Origin of the sequence: Variovorax atrisoli 110B (genome assembly GCF_000382045.1) — a bacterium.
Classification (GTDB): domain Bacteria; phylum Pseudomonadota; class Gammaproteobacteria; order Burkholderiales; family Burkholderiaceae_C; genus Variovorax; species Variovorax atrisoli.
This window is the reverse complement of record NZ_KB907451.1, coordinates 42213-59291: the sequence shown is the minus strand read 5'-3', so window position 1 is coordinate 59291 and position 17079 is coordinate 42213. Positions and strand designations below refer to the sequence as shown.

At 69.9% G+C, this 17079-nt stretch carries 18 protein-coding genes; 7 read left to right on the top strand and 11 right to left on the bottom strand.

Annotated elements, in window-relative coordinates; genetic code table 11:
- Window positions 1–164 precede the first annotated feature (164 nt).
- Window positions 165–572 (top strand): hypothetical protein, encoded by a 408-nt coding sequence (locus G369_RS35545; RefSeq protein WP_019653522.1) that lies wholly within the window; start codon window positions 165–167, stop codon window positions 570–572.
- Here the strand turns inward: G369_RS35545 and G369_RS0108280 are convergent.
- Window positions 569–1090 (bottom strand): CopD family protein, encoded by a 522-nt coding sequence (locus tag G369_RS0108280; protein WP_019653521.1) that lies wholly within the window; start codon window positions 1088–1090, stop codon window positions 569–571. The two genes, G369_RS35545 and G369_RS0108280, sit on opposite strands and share 4 nt — an antisense overlap.
- A complete protein-coding gene (locus G369_RS0108275) occupies window positions 1087–2016 on the bottom strand; it encodes a LysR family transcriptional regulator (RefSeq protein WP_019653520.1) in 930 nt (309 codons plus the stop codon). The genes G369_RS0108280 and G369_RS0108275 overlap by 4 nt, the downstream gene beginning before the upstream one ends.
- Before the next feature lie 131 nt (window positions 2017–2147).
- Between G369_RS0108275 and G369_RS0108270 the strand changes: the two genes are divergently transcribed.
- From G369_RS0108270 to G369_RS0108260, 3 genes are read left to right on the top strand one after another with little or no spacing between them, the layout of a single operon-like run.
- Window positions 2148–3494, top strand: coding sequence for a DUF3100 domain-containing protein (locus G369_RS0108270; RefSeq protein ID WP_026346275.1), 1347 nt, complete (start codon window positions 2148–2150; stop codon window positions 3492–3494).
- Between the two features lie 25 nt (window positions 3495–3519).
- The gene (locus G369_RS0108265) at window positions 3520–4710 is read left to right on the top strand and encodes a M20 aminoacylase family protein (protein WP_019653518.1); all 1191 of its coding nucleotides are present in this window, start codon (window positions 3520–3522) and stop codon (window positions 4708–4710) included.
- The gene (locus G369_RS0108260; protein WP_026346274.1) at window positions 4707–6092 is read left to right on the top strand and encodes an L-serine ammonia-lyase; all 1386 of its coding nucleotides are present in this window, start codon (window positions 4707–4709) and stop codon (window positions 6090–6092) included. The genes G369_RS0108265 and G369_RS0108260 overlap by 4 nt, the downstream gene beginning before the upstream one ends.
- A gap of 12 nt (window positions 6093–6104) precedes the next feature.
- On the opposite strand, the gene G369_RS0108255 is transcribed toward G369_RS0108260, so the two are convergent.
- On the bottom strand, window positions 6105–6719 hold the full coding sequence (locus G369_RS0108255; protein ID WP_019653516.1) for a VOC family protein: 615 nt from the start codon (window positions 6717–6719) through the stop codon (window positions 6105–6107).
- A gap of 35 nt (window positions 6720–6754) precedes the next feature.
- Entirely contained in the window at window positions 6755–7627 is an 873-nt protein-coding gene (locus G369_RS0108250; RefSeq protein ID WP_019653515.1) for a fumarylacetoacetate hydrolase family protein, read from the bottom strand.
- Between the two features lie 137 nt (window positions 7628–7764).
- On the opposite strand from G369_RS0108250, the gene G369_RS0108245 reads away from it, so the two are divergent.
- From G369_RS0108245 to G369_RS0108235, 3 genes are read left to right on the top strand one after another with little or no spacing between them, the layout of a single operon-like run.
- Window positions 7765–8682 (top strand): LysR substrate-binding domain-containing protein, encoded by a 918-nt coding sequence (locus tag G369_RS0108245; protein WP_019653514.1) that lies wholly within the window; start codon window positions 7765–7767, stop codon window positions 8680–8682.
- 56 nt (window positions 8683–8738) lie between these two features.
- Entirely contained in the window at window positions 8739–9566 is an 828-nt protein-coding gene (locus G369_RS0108240) for an isocitrate lyase/PEP mutase family protein (RefSeq protein ID WP_019653513.1), read from the top strand.
- A complete protein-coding gene (locus tag G369_RS0108235) occupies window positions 9538–10161 on the top strand; it encodes a uracil-DNA glycosylase family protein (RefSeq protein ID WP_051127556.1) in 624 nt (207 codons plus the stop codon). The genes G369_RS0108240 and G369_RS0108235 overlap by 29 nt, the downstream gene beginning before the upstream one ends.
- A gap of 13 nt (window positions 10162–10174) precedes the next feature.
- Here the strand turns inward: G369_RS0108235 and G369_RS0108230 are convergent, their stop codons facing one another.
- The 7 genes from G369_RS0108230 to G369_RS0108200 form a co-directional block, all read right to left on the bottom strand.
- Window positions 10175–11857 carry an amidohydrolase gene (locus G369_RS0108230; RefSeq protein WP_019653511.1) on the bottom strand — a complete coding sequence of 561 codons (1683 nt, stop codon included), beginning with the start codon at window positions 11855–11857 and terminating at the stop codon, window positions 10175–10177.
- A 1-nt stretch (window position 11858) separates the two neighbouring features.
- Window positions 11859–12848 (bottom strand): tripartite tricarboxylate transporter substrate binding protein, encoded by a 990-nt coding sequence (locus G369_RS0108225; RefSeq protein ID WP_019653510.1) that lies wholly within the window; start codon window positions 12846–12848, stop codon window positions 11859–11861.
- Between the two features lie 65 nt (window positions 12849–12913).
- Window positions 12914–13270, bottom strand: a complete 357-nt coding sequence (locus tag G369_RS0108220) for a cupin domain-containing protein (protein ID WP_019653509.1) — start codon at window positions 13268–13270, stop codon at window positions 12914–12916.
- Window positions 13271–13299: 29 nt separating this feature from the next.
- Window positions 13300–14307: a quinone oxidoreductase family protein gene (locus G369_RS0108215; protein WP_019653508.1), complete on the bottom strand. Its 1008-nt coding sequence runs from the start codon at window positions 14305–14307 to the stop codon at window positions 13300–13302.
- Window positions 14308–14310: 3 nt separating this feature from the next.
- Window positions 14311–15201: a beta-keto acid cleavage family enzyme gene (locus G369_RS0108210; protein ID WP_019653507.1), complete on the bottom strand. Its 891-nt coding sequence runs from the start codon at window positions 15199–15201 to the stop codon at window positions 14311–14313.
- The gene (locus G369_RS0108205; protein ID WP_019653506.1) at window positions 15198–15962 is read right to left on the bottom strand and encodes an SDR family NAD(P)-dependent oxidoreductase; all 765 of its coding nucleotides are present in this window, start codon (window positions 15960–15962) and stop codon (window positions 15198–15200) included. Before G369_RS0108205 ends, G369_RS0108210 begins: the two co-directional genes overlap by 4 nt.
- A gap of 136 nt (window positions 15963–16098) precedes the next feature.
- Window positions 16099–16965 carry a dioxygenase family protein gene (locus G369_RS0108200; protein ID WP_019653505.1) on the bottom strand — a complete coding sequence of 289 codons (867 nt, stop codon included), beginning with the start codon at window positions 16963–16965 and terminating at the stop codon, window positions 16099–16101.
- Between the last annotated feature and the right edge of the window lie 114 nt (window positions 16966–17079).

Below are 17079 nucleotides of genomic sequence, written 5' to 3'. Positions count from 1 at the left end.
CAACTCAAGCGGCTTCCCTGTTTGGTGAGCTGAAGATGGTGCTATAGGCATTGAAAGCTTGGCGGAGAATCGGTGAACGCCATATTGCGCAGAACGGTCCTTGGGGAGATTTCGATGTCTGAACGTTCTTATGCGATGCACATCGTGTTGGAGCGGGCCGTGCCATGACTCAGCCGACAAAGGTCGAGGCGGTTGCGTTGCCTGTCGCGGTCGACGACTACGGTGTCAGTGAGATCGTGCGTATCGACTATGCAGCGCGAAAGCTCACAGTCGTCGCGCAGGCTCCCAAGAGCAATACGTTGATCAGTATCAGATTCGACCACGTCGTGGCCTACAGGGTCATGGATGAGCGCGATCTTGCTGAATACTGGCCAGCCTGCTCTTCTCCGAGCTGCTCGGTGTTCTCAATTCAATCTGGTGGGTGGCTGTCACAGGAGTCCACTCGCCCTGGCAGTTGCATCGGATTGTTCTATGGCGATGTCCGTGAATACCTAGTCACCAGCGTGGCCGAATGCGTCTCCGTTCTTTGCATCGGTGAGCCGCGGATTGAGCCGGAGTACCGCAAAAGCTAGGCCGCCCGCCCGATAGTCGCCACGCCGAACACCACGACTCCCAGCACGAGGTTCACCGTCACCAGCTTGCGCACCGTGTTCAGCCGCGCGGCAGCCACCGGCCAGGCGCTTTCATCCACCGCGCGGCGCATCGCCCTGAACACGAAGGCGCGGATGTAGGTGTAGATGGCGGCCATCACGATCGCGATGCTCATCATCGCCTCGATGCGCCAGTGCAGGCCGCGGAAGCCGCCGCCGGCAAGGATCATCGCCACGCCGGTCGCGAAGAGCAGCGTGACCGAGGCGTCCACCCCCACGAAGAAGCGCCGCAGCGTCGCGGCCATCATGCGCAGGCGCTGCGGCGGCTGTTCGAGCGTGGCGACGGCCGAGGGGCGCACGGCGAAGTGCATGGTCGCCATGCCGCCGACCCAGAAGGCGGCGCACAGCAGGTGGACGAAGAGGGCGGTGACGTAGAGCATGTTGGGCCCGATCAGAACACCGAAGGGCCCCGGCGCGCAAACGAAGCCCTTCATCGTCATTCGGAAGGCTTGGTCTCCGCGAAGCGCCGCATGTCCGCCACCACCTGCCGCAGCAGCTCCGACGCGGCGGGCGAGAGCATGCGTCCGTGGCGCGACACGATGTGCGAGCGGCCCTGCGACAGCAGCGGGTTCTTCATCGGCAGTTCCACCAGATCGGGGTTGCTCGCGTTCGGCGTGAGCGAGATGCGCGTGCCCAGCGCATAGCCCAGGCCCGCCGAGACGAAATGCCCCAGCGCGCTGAACGAGGTGGTGGTCAGCAGCGAGGGCAGGCGCACGCCCTCGCTGATCTCGGCGGCCTCGATGTGCTGGCGCACGCCGAAGTTGCGGTGCAGCGTGGCGCCCGGGTGGGGCTGCAGGTCGGCGAGCGTCAGCGGCCGGTCGAGCTGCGCCAGCGGGTGCGAGCGCAGCACCATGGCCTGGATCGGCTGCGGGTGCGACTGGTGCGAGGTCAGCCGATCGTCCTTGGGCGGCTGGAACAGCAGGCCGACGTGGGCGCGCTCCTCCACCACCCGCTGCACGATCTCGTCGGTGCTGGCCACGTCGAGGTCGATGGTGATCTTCGGGTGCGAGGTCATGAAGTCGCGCAGGCTGTGGCGCATGAGCCAGTCCACGTAGCCCTCGCCGGCCACGATGTCGATGTGGCCGCGCTCGATCTTGCGGATGCTGTCGAGCTGCGCCATCAGGTGCTGCTTCTGGCTGTTCTGGCGGCGCACGTAGCCGGCCAGCATCTGGCCCGCGTCCGTGGGCACCACGCCGCGACCGTGGCGCTCCAGCAGCGGCAGGCCGCACTCCTGTTCGAGGATGCCGATGGCGCGGCTCACGGCCGAGGGGTCCATGTCGAGCACCTCGGCGGCGCCGCGCACGGAGCCGCTCTCCAGCACCTGCATGAAGTAGCGCACGCGGCGCGTGTCGAGCCTGTCGTCCATGGCCTTCGTCTCCTGAGTGTTGCATTCAATGCAACGAATATCCCGATTCGCGGCCATTGATGCAAGAGGCAGGCGATCCGAAACTTCCCGGCAGCCCGCAGCCGCCGCTGCGCCACACGATGCCCCAACCGATGACATCCGCTGCTTCCACCCCCACTTCGCTCGCTCCCGGCGCTTCGTCGTCGGCTTCCGGAAAACTCCGGCTCGCGCTCGTCACCCTGGCCGTCGTGGCGGCGGCCGAGCTCATCGGCCCGGTGCAGTTCAGCGTCGGCCCGGGCAAGGTGGCGCTGCTGCCGATGCTGTGGGCGCTGCTGATCGCGGCCGCGTGGGGCATCGCGCATCGTCGCGTGCCGGTCGTGGTGCGGGTGGCAACGGCCGAGCAGTCATTCGCTGGCGGCCTGCTGAACGCGGGCCTGCTGCTGTTCGTGGTGAAGCTGGGCCTCACGGTCGGCGCCGCGCTGCCGCAGGTGAAGCAGGCCGGCTGGGCGCTGCTGTTCCAGGAGTTCGGCCATGCACTCGGCACCCTGGCGCTGGGCCTGCCGCTGGCGCTGCTGCTGGGCATCAAGCGCGAGGCGGTGGGCGCCACCTTCTCTGTGGGCCGCGAGGGCAACCTCGTGATCATCGGCGAGAAGTACGGCATGGCCTCACCCGAGGGCCGCGGCGTGCTGGCCGAGTACATCACCGGCACCGTGCTGGGCGCGCTCTTCATCGCAGTGCTGGCGGGCTTCGTCGCCAGCCTGCACATCTTCGATCCGCGCTCGCTGGCCATGGGCGCCGGCGTGGGCTCCGGCAGCCTGATGGCGGCGGCGCTGGGCGCCATCGCGGCGCAGCAGCCGGCCGAGATGCTGCCGCAGCTCACCGCCATCGCCGCCGCGTCGAACCTGCTGACGACGGTGGTGGGCTTCTATTTCACGCTGTTCCTGTCGCTGCCGCTGTGCTCGTGGCTCTACGGCAAGCTGGAGCCGGTTCTGGGCCGCTTCTCGAAGCGCGGCGCGCAGGACGCCGGCACGGGTGCCGTGTCGCAGGTCAGCGTCGGCCACGGCGGGGCGCTGCCGCTGCGCGACACGCTCATCGCCTGGGCGGTGGTCAGCGGCGGCGTGCTCATCGGCAACTCGCTGACCTACAAGGTGCCGGTGCTGGTGTCGCTCGAAGGCCTGGCGGCTGTCGCGTTGATCGCGCTGATCGTCGAGGGCATCAAGCGCCTGGTGCCGCGCCTGCCGATGGTGCTGGTGCTGTCGGTGGTGGCCACGGTGGCTGGCATCCCGGGGCTGTTCCCGTTCTCTGACGCGCTGATCGCGATCACCGCCAAGCTCAACTTCCTGGCCTTCACCACGCCGGTGCTCGCGCTGGCCGGCTTCTCGGTCGCGAAGGACATGCCGGTGTTCCGCCAGCTGGGCTGGCGCATCTTGGTGGTGTCTCTTACCGCTACCGCAGGCACTTTCCTCGGCGCCACCGTGATTGCCGAATTCTTCCATTGACCCCGTCCCACGAGAGATCAACACCATGTACCGCGACCCCGAAATCGCCGAAGACACCCGTGCCCGCATGCTGGCCTGGCGCCGCGACATCCACGCCAATCCCGAGACCGCCTTCGAGGAGCACCGCACGGCCAACGTCGTCGCCAACGCGCTGATGCTGATGGGCCTGCCTGTGCACCGCGGCCTGGCCGGCACCGGCGTGGTCGGCACGCTGAAGAACGGCGAGGGCCCGAGCATCGCGCTGCGCGCCGACCTCGACGCGCTCAACATGCAGGAGCTCGGCACGCAGCCGCACGCCTCCAAGTGCGCCGGCAAGATGCACGCCTGCGGCCACGACGGCCACACCGCGATGCTGCTGGGCGCGGCCGAGCATCTCTCGCGCCACAAGCCCTTCAAGGGCACGGTGCACTTCGTGTTCCAGCCCGCCGAGGAGAACGAAGGCGGCGGCCGCGTGATGGTGGACGAGGGCCTGTTCGAGCAGTTCCCGGCCGATGCCGTCTACGGCATGCACAACTTCCCCGGCCTGCCGCGCGGCCAGTTCGCGATCCGCAAGGGCACGATGACGGCTTTTCTCGACACCTTCGAGATCGTCGTCACCGGCAAGGGCAGCCACGGCGCCATGCCCGAGACCGGCATCGACTCGGTGGTGGTCTCGGCGCAGCTCGTCAACGCATTGCAGACCATCGTGAGCCGCCGCACCGGCGCGACCGACTCGGCCGTGGTGAGCGTCACGCAGATCCATGGCGGCGACACCTGGAACGTGATCCCCGAGACCGTGGTGCTGCGCGGCACCGTGCGCACCCTCGATCCGGAGATCCAGGACAAGACCCACGCCGCCATGCAGCAGATCTGCGACGGCGTGGCCGCCACGCACGGCGCGAAGGTGGCGCTCGACTACCGCCGCGGCTACCCCGGCGTGGTCAACACGCCCGCCGAGACCGACGCCGCCATCGCCGCGGCCGCCAGCCTGGTGGAGCTTGCCCAGGTGCACACCGACATCCCGCCCGCCATGGGCTCGGAAGACTTCGCCTTCATGCTGCAGAAGCGCCCCGGCGCCTACATCGGCATCGGCGCGGGCGAGGGCCCGAACGATCCGAACGTGCACAACCCGTACTACGACTTCAACGACAACATCCTGCCGCTGGGCGCCGCCTACTGGGTGGCACTGGTCAAGCAGCAGCTTCCCGCATCGGCAGATGAGGGCATGATGCGCTGATGCTCTCCGCCTTCGACATCTTCAAGATCGGCATCGGCCCCTCCAGCTCGCACACCGTGGGGCCGATGCGCGCGGCGCTGATGTTCGCGCAGTCGCTCGAGCGGCGCGGCCTGCTCGCGCAGGTGGCGCGGCTGCAGGTCGACCTGTTCGGCTCGCTCGGCGCCACCGGCCACGGGCACGCGACCGACCAGGGGGTGATCCTCGGCCTCTTCGGCGACGCACCCGACACCGTGCGGCCCGAGACCGTGCAGCCCCGGCTGGAGGCGCTGCGCCGCACCGGTCGTCTCGAGCTGCTGGGCTCCACGCCCATCGACTTCGACCGCGTGAGAGACATCGCCTTTCGCGGCGAGGAGTCGCTGCCCGAACATCCCAACGCGATGCGCTTCACCGCCTTCGCGGCCGATGGCGCCGCGCTGGCCGAGGGCACGTACTTCTCGGTCGGCGGCGGCTTCGTCGTCGAGGGCGGGCAGGCCGTGGCGCAGACGGTGGCTGCGGCGGCCGCCGTGCCGCATCCCTTCGCCACCGGGGACGAGCTGATGGCGCAGTGCCGCGAGAACGGCCTCTCCGTGGCCGCGCTCGTCATGCGCAACGAATGCACGTGGCGTCCCGAAGCCGAAGTGCGCGCGGGGCTGCTGCGCGTCTGGCAGGTGATGCAGCAGTGCGTGCAGCGCGGTTTCGGCATCGACAACCCGCTGGCCGCGCAATCGCTGCCCGGCCCGCTGCGCATGCGCCGCCGCGCGCCGGAGCTGCACCGCGAACTGCTCGCGCAGGCCGGAGCCGCCGATCCGCTCGCAGCGATGGACTGGGTCAACGCCTTCGCGATGGCGGTGAACGAGGAGAACGCCGCCGGCGGCCGCGTGGTCACCGCGCCCACCAACGGCGCGGCCGGCGTGGTGCCCGCCGTGATGCACTACTACCAGCGCTTCGTGCCGCAGGCGAGCGACGAGGGCATCGTCGACTTCCTGCTCACCGCCGCGGCCATCGGCATGCTTTACAAGACCAATGCCTCCATCTCGGGCGCCGAGGTCGGCTGCCAGGGCGAGGTGGGCGTGGCCTGCTCGATGGCGGCCGGTGCGCTGGCAGCGGTGCTCGGTGCGACGCCGGCGCAGGTCGAGAACGCGGCCGAGATCGGCATGGAGCACAACCTCGGACTCACCTGCGACCCGGTCGGCGGCATGGTGCAGATTCCCTGCGTGGAGCGCAACGCGATGGGCGCGGTGAAGGCCATCAACGCGGCGCGCATGGCGCTGCGCGGCGACGGCAGCCACTACGTGTCGCTCGACGCGGTGATCCGCACCATGAAGCAGACCGGCGAGGACATGAAGGCGACCTACAAGGAGACCTCGCTCGGCGGCCTCGCGGTGAACGTCGTGGAGTGCTGAGCGCCCTGTAATTCAGGGCACGAACATGTCCCACGGCCCCTTGCCCTGCGGCAGCCTGGGCCGCGCGGTGAGCGAAGCCAGCGGCTCGCCGGCCTCGTAGCGTGCGGCCAGCGCGTCGGGGTCGAACACCACGCCCATGAAGTTCTCGGCATAGGCGCCGCCCGCGAAGAAGGCGTCGACTTCCGCGGCCGTCTCGAACACGTCGTGCTGCAGCTCCAGTCGGTGGCCGTCGGGGTCGCGGTAGTACATCGAGATCGTCGGCCCGTGGTTGATGCACCAGTAGGGCCGGATGCCGCGCGCCGCCAGCCGCCGGTGGTTGGCCAGCAGCTCGCCGAGCGAACCGTAGGTGAAGGCGATGTGCTCCAGCCCCGTGCTCGCGTCGGCCTCGTGCTTCAGCCCGGGCGGCGCGACCAGGCCGATGCGGTGGTGCTCGTCGTCGTAGCTCAGGAAGCACAGCATGTCGTTCTCGAAGGCCACGCGTGCCTGCAGCACTTCGATGTACCAGCCGCGCGAGCGGGCGAGATCGCCCACGCGCAGCACGACGTGCGCGAGCTTGACCGGGCGCAGTGCGGTGTGCGCGAAGTCGGGCAGGGGGCGGCGTGCGGGCAGGGCGGGTTCGTCGTTCATGGCTGTCTCCTTTTCTTCTTCGAAGGGCGGTGCGCTCAGGTGGCGCCGGGCTCGGCCACCACGCGGTTCTCGATGTGGCCGATGCCCTCGATCTCCACCCGCACCACGTCGCCCGGCACCAGGTAGCGCGGCGGGTCCATCAGGCCGCCGACGCCGGCGGGGCTGCCGGTGCTCAGCACGTCGCCGGGCTCCAGCGTGAAGGCGGTGCTCAGTTCCACCAGCATCGCCTCGATGCGGTGGATCATCTGCGCCGTGTTGCCGTCCTGCCGCAGCTCGCCGTTGACCCAGGTGCGCAGCCGCAGCGCATGCGGATCGGCGATCTCGTCGCGCGTCACCAGCCAGGGCCCGAAGGGGCCGTGCGTGTCGAAGGACTTGCCCAGCGTGTGCGTCGGCGCGCGCATCTGCCAGTCGCGCACGCTCATGTCGTTGACCACCACGTAGCCGGCCACCATCGCCATCGCGTCCTCCGCGCGGACGTGGCGGCAGCGCCGGCCGATCACCAGGCCCAGCTCGCCCTCGTAGTCGAACTGGTCGGACACGCGGGGCTTGTGCACCGCATCGAAAGGGCCGGCCACGCACGACACCTGCTTGTTGAACCACACCTGCCCCGGCGGCCGCACCAGGCCGAGCTTCGCGGCTTCCTCGAGGTGCGAGGCGTAGTTGCCGCCGAGCCCGAGGAACTTGCGCGGCGCGGGAATCGGCGCCGCCAGCCGCACGTCCGACAAGGCCACGCGCGGCGCATCGGCCAGCACCGCCTGCAGCCAGGCCATGCCCTCGTCACCACGCGCGATCAGTTCGAGCAGCCCCGCCGGCGCGCCGGGCTGCCCGCTCAGGTCCGCGACTGCATCGTCGCTTCGGACCACGCCGAAGCGAAGCCTGTCGCGATGGTGGAAGCTGGCAAGTTTCATGGCGTGCGTGCGGGTGTGAAGTTGGCGGTTGACCGGTGGAGAGCAATCGATGATGCTGATGGAACGAACGCCGAGCAATCGGCCTGAAAAGAACGGATCGTTCCGCCAGAAGAACGAGAAAGACCCGACGAGACAACATGGAAGATTTCAACGACCTCGCCCTCTTCGCCCACGTGGTGGAGCAGCAGGGCTTCAGCGCCGCGAGCCGGCACCTCGGCATTCCCAAGTCGCGCCTGAGCCGGCGCGTCTCGCTGCTCGAGGAGCGCATCGGCGTGCGCCTGCTGCAGCGCAGTTCGCGACGGCTGCTGCTCACCAGCGTGGGCCGGCAGTTCTACGAGCGCTGCCAGGCGACCGTGGCGGCCGGCGAGGAAGCCTTCGACGTGGCTCGGCAGGCCACCGCGCAGCCGCAGGGCCTGCTGCGCGTGAGCTGCCCGTTCACGCTCGCGCAGTTCTGGCTCACGCCGCTGATCCCGTCGTTCATGCGCGCCTTTCCGGGTGTGCGGCTGCAGCTGGAGGTGAGCAACCGCCGCGTCGATCCGCTGCAGGAGAACATCGACGTGGTGCTGCGCGTGCGCCGCCCGCCCTTCGAGGATTCGAGCCTGGTCGCGCGCCCGCTGGGCAGCACAGTCGACGTGCTGCTTGCGAGCTCCGCGCTGGTGGAGCGGCTGGGCATGCCGCGCTCGCTCGGCGACCTGGCCGCATGGCCGGTGCTGTCGCTGCCCGCGGACAACGAGCGCTACCGCTGGGCTCTGGAGCGCGGCAGCGAGTCGCACGATTTCGCCTTCACGCCGCACGTCGTGACCGACGACATGTTCGCGCTGAGGCACCTGGCCGAGCAGGGCATGGGGCTCGCGCTGCTGCCCGAGATCATGTGCCGCGACGCCCTTGCCGACGGCCGCCTGGTGCGCCTGTGCGGCGAATGGGCCTGCGCGGCCAGCGAGATCCAGGCAGCCTTCGCATCGCGCCGCGGCATGCTGCCGGCGGTGCGCGCCTTCATCGACCACCTGCTGCAAAACCCGCCGGGTGCTGCGGATGCGAAGGCCGGCGTATCCTGACCGCCCTTCCTGCATCCACCCCCCGCGCAACAACAGAAAGAAAGCCGACCCACGCCATGACCCGCACCATCGACCAGAAACGCGCCGACTTCCGTGCCCTCCATGAACAAGGCTGCTTCGTCATTCCGAACCCCTGGGACACGGGCAGCGCGCGCTTTCTCGAAGGCCTGGGTTTCAAGGCGCTGGCCACCACCAGTTCGGGCTTCGCCTGGTCGCAGGGACGCGCCGACGGCGCGATGTCGCGCGAGCACATCCTCGCGCACCTGCGCGAGCTCGTCGAAGCCACCGACCTGCCGGTGAACGCCGACTTCGAGAACGGCTTCGCCGCCGATGCGAAGGGCGTGGCCGAGAGCGTGAGCCTCGCCATCGAGATGGGCGTGGCGGGCCTGTCCATCGAGGATTCGACGGGCAACGCCGCCGATCCGCTCTTTCCGCTCGACGTGGCGGTGGAGCGCCTGCGTGCCGCGCGCAAGGCCATCGACGCATCGGGCGCCGACGTGCTGCTGGTCGGCCGCGCCGAGAACTTCTTCGCCGGCCGCCCCGACCTCGACGATGCCATCGCGCGGCTCAAGGCCTACGCGAACGCGGGGGCCGACTGCCTCTACGCGCCGGGCATCAAGACGCGCGAGCAGATCGCCGCCGTGGTGGCCGCCGCCGGAGGCAAGCCGGTCAACCTGCTGGTAGGCGCGCCGAGCGAACTCACGATGAAGGACATCGCCGAACTCGGCGTGCGCCGCGTCAGCGTGGGCGGCGGGCTGGCGCGGGCGGCCTGGGGCGGCTTCATCCGCGCCGCGCGCACGCTGGCCGAGGGCCGCTTCGACGGTTTCGCCGACGCCGCGGCGGGCGCAGAGCTCAATGCCTTCTTCAAGCCCTTTGCCGATTGAGATCTTTCGCGCCGATGCCCTGGACGCGCTGCTCGCCGAGGTGCGTGCCTGCCGCGCGTGCGCGCTGCACCTGCCGCTGGGCCCGCGGCCCGTGGTGCAGGCCGGCGCGGGCGCCAGGCTGCTGATCGTCGGGCAGGCGCCCAGCCTCACGGTGCACCAGACGGGCGTGCCGTGGAACGACCGCAGCGGCGACCAGCTGCGCCGCTGGCTCGGCATCGGGCGCGAGGTGTTCTATGACGCCTCGCGCGTGGCGATCGTGCCGATGGGCTACTGCTATCCCGGCCGCGGCAGGAGCGGCGACCTGCCGCCGCGCAGGGAATGCGCGCAGCTGTGGCACGAGAAGCTGTTCGCGCAGATGAAGCAGGTCGAGCTGACGCTGCTCATCGGCCAGTACGCGCAGCGCCACTTCCTCGGCAGGAAGGCGCACGCGGGCGTCACCGAGACCGTGCAGGCCTTCGCCGACTACGCGCCGCGCTTCGTCCCGCTGCCGCATCCGTCGCCGCGCAACACGGGCTGGCTCAAGCACCACCCGTGGTTCGAGAGCGACGTGCTGCCCGTGCTGCGCGAGCGGGTGCGGCACGCGCTCGGGACCTGAGCGAAGGCGGAGCTCAGGGCGCAGAGGCCACCGAGGCGCCTGCCGCAGCCGCGAAGGGCCGCGCCGCATACACCACGCGCCCGCCCACCACCGTCATCAGCGACGTGGTCTTGCCGATGCGTTCCAGCGGCACGCTGAAGAAGTCCTGGTCGAGCACGGCGAAGTCGGCGAGCTTGCCCACTTCGAGCGTGCCGCGCCTGCCTTCGTCGAAGCTGAACCACGCGCTGCCCTGCGTGTACAGGCGCAGCGCCTGCTCGCGCGTGGGCGTCTCGTCGGCGCCGCGCATGGCCTTGCCGCTCACCGTCTTGCCGTCGAGCATCCACTGCAGCGCGACGAAGGGGTTGTACGAGGCCACGCGGTGCGCGTCGGTGCCGGCGCCGATGTTCACGCCGGCGCGCAGCGCGGTGCCGATGGGCGGCATGCGCCGCGCCGCCTCGCCGCGGACGGCCAGCGCGCGGTCGCCCTGGAAGTACATCGCGTCCTGCATGGTCCAGCCGATGCCCAGCGCCTTCATGCGTGCGAGCGTCTCGGGCGAGGCGTCGTCGAGGTGGGCGATGGACCAGCGAAGGTCCCTGATCGGCACCTCGGCGTTCAGCTTCTCGTACAGCCCCAGCAGATGGTCGACCGAGCCGTTCTCCTGCCAGTGGATGGTGACGGCCATCTTCTTCATGGCGGCCCACTTCACGAGCTCGTAGAACTTCGCCTTCGCGGCGTCGTCGGGGAAGTTGTTGTTGTACATCGCGAGCGTCACGCGTTCGCCCAGGCCGTTGAACTTGAGCATGTCGTCGCCGAAGCCCATCGGCAGCATCTGCGTGAGGTCGCGGAACTCCTGCAGCTCCGCGCCGGGCTTCTGCGCGAACACGCTGTAGGCCACGCGCAGCGTCAGCGCCTTCTCGCGCCACAGCTGGAAGAGCGCGGCGTACTGCGAAGGCGCGATGCTGAAGCCGCCCGGGTCCACCAGGCCGGTGATGCCCAGGCGGTTGAGCTCGGTGAAGAAGGCGCGCGTGCCGGCGATGTTGTCGTCGTAGGTGGGCTTGGGCAGCTTGTCGAAGAGCGCGGAGATGCCGACGATGTCGCCGCTCATCCACCCCGGCGCGCCGTCTGGCGTGGGCTTCATGCCGGCGGGCAGCGTGCCGGGCGCGACGCCGAGAGCCTCCAGCGCCTTGGGCGTCATCACCACCGCTTCGTAGAAGAGCTGTACGTACACCGGGTTGTTCGGCGCCGCTTCCTGCAGCTCGGCCAGCGTGGGGCGGCGGCGCTCGGCGAACTGCTGCTCGGTCCAGCCGCCGGCCACGATCAGCCATCCGCCGGGGCGCGCATTGGCGGCCGCGGTGCGGATGCGCGCCATCGCTTCGGCGATGGTGCCGGCGCCGATCCAGTTCACCTCGGTGGAGTAGCTCAGCGCCGCGCGCACCGCGTGCATGTGCGAGTCGATCAGGCCCGGAACGACCGTGCGGCCGCCCGCATCGACGGTGCGCGTCGCGGGGCTCGTGAAGGCGCCCATCTGCGCGGCGCTGCCGACGGCCACGATGCGGCCGTCGCGCACCGCGATCGCCTGCGCCATGGTGCCGGCGGCATCGAGCGTGGCGATCTTCGCGTTCGTGACGACGAGGTCGGCCGGTTGCGCCTGTGCGGCGACGGTCAGCAGCAGGCTGGCGGCGATGGCCGCTGCCGAGAGGAGTTTGCGTGGTGCCATGTCAGTCGACCTTGATGCTGGCGGCCTTCACGACCTGTTGTGCCTTCGCCGTCTCATCGACGATGAACTTGTTGAACTGCGCCGAAGGCATCGTGAACGGTTCGGCGCCCAGCTTCTCCAGGCGCTCCTTCAGCTCGGGCGAAGTCATGATCTTCGCGACCTCGGCCTGCAGGCGGTCGACCACCGGCTGCGGCGTCTTCGCCGGCGCGAACAGGCCGACCCAGAACAGGTACTCCGAGCCCGGCACGCCGGCTTCCACCGTGGTGGGCGCACTGGGCAGCGCCGACGAGCGCTTGCCGGTGCCCACGGCCAGCGCCTGCAGCCTGCCGGTCTGGATCAGCGGCAGAGCCGACACCATGGGCGCGAAGAACCAGTCGACGCGCCCGGCCATCACCTCGGTCATGGCCTCGGGCGTGCCGCGGAAGGGCACGTGCTGCGCGTCGACGCCGGCCGCGAGGCGGAACACCTCGGCGTTCATGTGCGTGGCCGAGCCGTTGCCGGCGGAGCCGTAGTTGAAGCCGCCGGGCTTGGCCTTCGCCTTGGCGACGAGGTCCTTCACGTCGGCGAAGTGCGAGGGCGCAGTCACCAGCACGTTGGGCAGGCTGGCCATCGGCGTGATGCCGGTGAAGTCCTTGATGGTGTCGTACGACAGGCCCTTGTAGATCCACGGGTTCACGAGATGGCCGGCGGAGTGCACCAGCAGCGTGTAGCCGTCGGCCGGCGCCTTGGCCACGATGGCCGCGCCCAGCGTGCCGCCAGCACCGGGCTTGTTGTCCACGATCACGCTGGTGCCCAGCGCGGGCCCTAGCTTCTCGGCCACCAGGCGCGCGACGATGTCGGTGCCGCTGCCGGCGGTGAAGGGCACGACCAGCCTCACCGCCTGCGTGCCGGGCCACGGCCCCTGCGCGTGGGCGCCGGTGAGCGCGCAGGCCGCGAGGGCCGCCGCCGCGGCAAGCGTCTGCCGCCGGCTCCAGTTGAAAGTCTTCTTCATGCGTCTTGTCTCCGTTGATCTATTTGGTTGAGCGATGAATGACCGGGAAAGAGAGGGAAGGGGCGCTATGCCGGCGGCGCGTTCGGCATCACGAGCGCCACCAGCACGGGGCGGTTGCCGCGGTTCTCCAGCTGGCGTTTCTCGCCGGGCGCGAAGCGGCAGCTGTCGTAGGGGCCGAGCACTTCTTCCTGGCGGGTGCCGTCGATCTCGCCGACCATGTGCAGCTGTCCTTCGAGCACGAGGTAGAGCTTTTCCATCGGCGAGCCGTCCAGGCCGGTGCGGCCGCCGGGCAGGATCTGGCTCATGCCCATCCACATCTGCGTGGACGGGCCGGCTTCCTTGCCCTGCAGGCGCAGGCAGCGCATGTCGAAATGGTTGGGCGCCTCGTAGTGCGGCGCCTCGGCGAAGCGGGTGACGTGCATGGGTGTGCTCCGGAAAGTGTTCAGGGCCTTCAGGGCCGCAGCACGACGCGGTCGGTGCTGCCCGAGAGCACCAGCCGGTAGGCCTCGTGCGCCTCGTCGAGCGTGAAGTGGCGCGCCACCGGGAAGGGCTTGAGCGTGCCGCGCTCGAAGCCCTCGCGCATCGCGTCGAGCTGGGCGGTGCTGGCGACGCAGTCCATCGCCAGCGAGTCGATGCCCACGTAGGTGTGCATGCCGCGGTAGAACGCGAAGATGTCGAAGGGCACCGCGCGGTCGTGCGTGGCGATGAAGATCTGCGTCGCGCCCTTGGCCATCGCCTTGTTGGCCGCCTCGAAGTAGGCGCTGCCCACGGTGTTGTAGACGATGTTCGCGCCGCGTCCGTCGGTGAGCTCGCGCACCCGCGCGCCCACGTCGGCATGGTGGCGCGCGTCGATCGTGTCCACCGGGCCGCTCGCGAAGCCCTCGAACGGCCCGGCGCGGCGCTGCACCGCGATCACGCGCGCGCCGGCCTGCGAGGCGAGCTGCACCGCAGCCTGCCCGACCTTGCCGTTGGCGCCCAGCACCAGCACCGTCTGGCCGGCCTGCGGCATGCCGCTGCGGCGGAAGCCTTCGTAGGCGGTGACGAAGGGCACGCCCACCGCGCCGGCCTCGTCCATCGAGATGCCGCGCGGCTTGGCGCGCAGCGCCTGCTCGGGCAGCACCAGGTAGCGCGCATGAGAGCCGTCGCGCGTGATGCCGACGTCGCCGCCGGAGCCGTAGACCTCGCGGCCGATCCACTCCGAAGGGCCGTTCACCACGGTGCCCGCGAAGTCGCGGCCCGGGGTGCGCGGCCACACGGCCTGCGGCATGAGGCCCAGCGTGGCCTTCACGTCGCTGGGGTTCACCGCCGCGGCGGCGATGCGCACCACGGCATGGCCGGGCGGCGGCACCGGCTCGGCTTGCGGTGCCGCTTCGAGCCGCAATGCGTCGAGGTCGGCGGCTTTCCCGTTCACGCGCAGTGCGCGCGGGCTGTGGGCGGTGTGCATGGCTGCTGCGCTCATCGTTCAGCTCCTCGCATCGGGCAGGCCCAGCATCGCGCGGGCCTCGCGCGGGTTGGCGACTTCACCGCCCAGGCTCACGAGGATGTCGCGCGCCTTCGCCACCAGCTGCGCGTTGCTCTCGGCGAGCACGCCCTTCTCCAGGTAGATGTTGTCTTCCATCCCCACGCGCACGTGGCCGCCCAGCAGCCAGGCCTGCGCGACCATCGGGAACTCCATGCGGCCGATGCCGAAGGCGCTCCAGAAGGCGCCGCGCGGCAGCATGTTGCGTGCGTAGAGCAGCGTCTCGGGCGTGGGCGCGAAGCCGTACTTCACGCCGAGCACGAAGGTCCACATGGCGGGCCCCTCGAGCGTGCCGTCGGCGATGAGGTCGAGCGCGAGGTTGATGTCGCCCGAGTCGAAGATCTCCAGCTCGGGCTTCACGCCCGCCTCGCGCATCACCTTGGCCATGCGCCGCACGTTGCGCGGCGTGTTGATGACCACGTCGGGCCCGGAGTTCATGGTGTTCAGGTCGAGCGAGCACACGTCGGGCCTGATGAGCGCGATGTGCTCCACGCGCTTCTCGGGCGGCAGCAGCGTGGTGCCGGGCGCGGCGATCTTCGGGTCGTCCTCGCTGGGAATGAAGCGCCCGCCGGGGCCGGTCGTGAGATTGACGATCAGCTCGCGGTTGCCGCGGCGGATGCGGTCCACCACCTCGCGGTACAGCTCGACTTCCATTGAGGGCTTGCCGGTCTCCGGGTTGCGCACGTGGATGTGCACCTGGCTCGCGCCGGCCTCGGCGGCGGCCAGGCATTCGTCGGCGATCTGCACCGGCGTGATCGGCAGGTGCGGCGTCTGCTCCGGCTTCACGAGGTTGCCCGTGACGGCGCAGGTGATGAGGGTCTTGGCGTTGCTCACAGGTGGCGCCCTCCGTCGACCACGATGCGCGTGCCGGTCACGAAGCGCATGGTGGTTGCCAGCGCCTCGACCGTGGCGGCCACGTCTTCCGGCTGGCCGATGCGGCCCAGCGGCGTGGTGCTGGCCATCTTGCTGGCGAACTCCGCGCCGCGCCCGGGCACGAAGCCCGACTCCACCGCGCCCGGCGACACCGACACCACGCGCACCGCGGGCGCCAGCACCTTGGCCAGCGCATCGCCCACAACGTCGAGCCCGGCCTTGGCCGCCACGTAGGCGAGGTTGCTGCCCACGCCGGTGAAGCCCGCGATCGACGAGATGTTGGCCACGAGGCCGTCGCCGCTCGCCTTCAGCAGCGGCGCGAAGGCGCGGATGGTGGCGAACACGCCGCGGAAGTTGGAGCGCACGATGTCGTCGATCAGCTCATCCGTGAGCGCGTCGAGGTCGCCGGCCGGCACCGGCTTGGTGTGGCCCGCGCTGTTGACCAGGATGTCGCAGCGCCCGAGTGTGGCCTTCACCTCGGCGGCGGCGGCCACGAGGCTGGGCGTATCGACGATGTCGGCGCGGATCGCCGCATGGCGCTGGCCGGCGGCCGAGGGCAGGGCGGCCGCGCGGGCCGCGGCATCGTCGCCCTTGCGGTGCAGCAGCACGCAGGTGGCGCCCAGCGCGGCAAGGCGCCTGGCGGTGGCATAGCCGATGGCGCCGAGGCCGCCGGTGATGACGGCAACCTTGCCGTCGAGTCTGGAGACTGGGTCGAAAGTCATAGGGATGAGAAGAGTGGATGGGGCGGTACGGTTTCTTTTCGCGGAACACCGCGGAACCGGCTTTGCCGGGCCGCCGGTGTTGCCCCCTCGAAGGGGGTTGGCGAAGCGACACGAAATGCGCGGAGCCTGGGGGTGGTCAAGGTATCGGTGGACGGGGGAACTTCATCTCGCCGGGTTCGAGCTCGAAGTCGTGGTGCAGCGAGGCGCTCTTTCCGTCGGGTGCGAGCGCGAAGCGGCCGATCAGCCGGCGCGTCACGCCGAAGGTCGGGTCGCTCTCGAGGTTCTCGTCGTCGTCGGCGAACACCTGCGTGATCAGCACCTTGTGGCCCGGCTTGCTCACCATGAAGTGCAGGTGCGCGGGCCGGTTGGGGTGGCGCTTCTGCGCGCGCAGCAGCACGCCGCAGGGGCCGTCGGTCGGCACCGGGTAGCCGGCCGGGCGCACGCTGCGGAAGTGGAAGCGGCCCTCGGCATCGGTGGCAAAGCGCCCGCGCAGGTTCATGTTCTCCTGCGACGGGTCCTGGTTCTCGTAAAGGCCGACGGGCGAGGCTTGCCACACATCGACCGTGGCGCCTTCCACCGGCCGGCCCTCGTGGTCGCGCACCGTGCCCGTCACCTCCAGCGGGGTGCCCGGCGTGCCCGAGCGGGCGATGTTCTCGCCCTGGACGCAGGCCGGCGCGTTCGCGCGCCAGAAGGGGCCGAGCAGCGCGGCCGGCGACTCGCCCTGCGGGTCCTGGTTGTTCTGCAGCGCGACCACGGTCGACACGCCCAGGATGTCCGCCGCCAGCACCACCTCGTTCTTGGTCTCGCCGGTGGCCTGGCCGATGGCGACGATGAATTCGAGCGCCTGCTCGAACTCCTCTTCCGTCAGCTTCACTTCCTGCACCAGCGCGTGCAGGTGGCGGGTGACCGCTTCCATCACGGTGCGCAGCCTGGGGTCGGGCGTGTGTCTCATGGCGTCGAGCACATGGCCCAGCACCGAGCGGGGGGAGGTGGCGATGTTCATGGCAAGTCTTTGCAATCGTTTGCACGATATTAGTCCATATCGCCGAAAAGTAAAATGGAGGTGATCCGGGGTCTTCAAATGGCAGAAAGCCGACCTGAGCCGATGCCCCCTGCG

Excerpts from the sequence above, each read along its gene's own strand:
- G369_RS35545 (WP_019653522.1), top strand. The coding sequence starts at position 165 with ATGACTCAGCCGACAAAGGTCGAGGCGGTTGCGTTGCCTGTCGCGGTC.
- G369_RS0108280 (WP_019653521.1), bottom strand. The coding sequence starts at position 1,090 with ATGACGATGAAGGGCTTCGTTTGCGCGCCGGGGCCCTTCGGTGTTCTG.
- G369_RS0108275 (WP_019653520.1), bottom strand. The coding sequence starts at position 2,016 with ATGGACGACAGGCTCGACACGCGCCGCGTGCGCTACTTCATGCAGGTG.
- G369_RS0108270 (WP_026346275.1), top strand. The coding sequence starts at position 2,148 with ATGACATCCGCTGCTTCCACCCCCACTTCGCTCGCTCCCGGCGCTTCG.
- G369_RS0108265 (WP_019653518.1), top strand. The coding sequence starts at position 3,520 with ATGTACCGCGACCCCGAAATCGCCGAAGACACCCGTGCCCGCATGCTG.
- G369_RS0108255 (WP_019653516.1), bottom strand. The coding sequence starts at position 6,719 with ATGAACGACGAACCCGCCCTGCCCGCACGCCGCCCCCTGCCCGACTTC.
- G369_RS0108250 (WP_019653515.1), bottom strand. The coding sequence starts at position 7,627 with ATGAAACTTGCCAGCTTCCACCATCGCGACAGGCTTCGCTTCGGCGTG.
- G369_RS0108245 (WP_019653514.1), top strand. The coding sequence starts at position 7,765 with ATGGAAGATTTCAACGACCTCGCCCTCTTCGCCCACGTGGTGGAGCAG.
- G369_RS0108240 (WP_019653513.1), top strand. The coding sequence starts at position 8,739 with ATGACCCGCACCATCGACCAGAAACGCGCCGACTTCCGTGCCCTCCAT.
- G369_RS0108235 (WP_051127556.1), top strand. The coding sequence starts at position 9,538 with ATGCCTTCTTCAAGCCCTTTGCCGATTGAGATCTTTCGCGCCGATGCC.
- G369_RS0108230 (WP_019653511.1), bottom strand. The coding sequence starts at position 11,857 with ATGGCACCACGCAAACTCCTCTCGGCAGCGGCCATCGCCGCCAGCCTG.
- G369_RS0108225 (WP_019653510.1), bottom strand. The coding sequence starts at position 12,848 with ATGAAGAAGACTTTCAACTGGAGCCGGCGGCAGACGCTTGCCGCGGCG.
- G369_RS0108220 (WP_019653509.1), bottom strand. The coding sequence starts at position 13,270 with ATGCACGTCACCCGCTTCGCCGAGGCGCCGCACTACGAGGCGCCCAAC.
- G369_RS0108215 (WP_019653508.1), bottom strand. The coding sequence starts at position 14,307 with ATGAGCGCAGCAGCCATGCACACCGCCCACAGCCCGCGCGCACTGCGC.
- G369_RS0108205 (WP_019653506.1), bottom strand. The coding sequence starts at position 15,962 with ATGACTTTCGACCCAGTCTCCAGACTCGACGGCAAGGTTGCCGTCATC.
- G369_RS0108200 (WP_019653505.1), bottom strand. The coding sequence starts at position 16,965 with ATGAACATCGCCACCTCCCCCCGCTCGGTGCTGGGCCATGTGCTCGAC.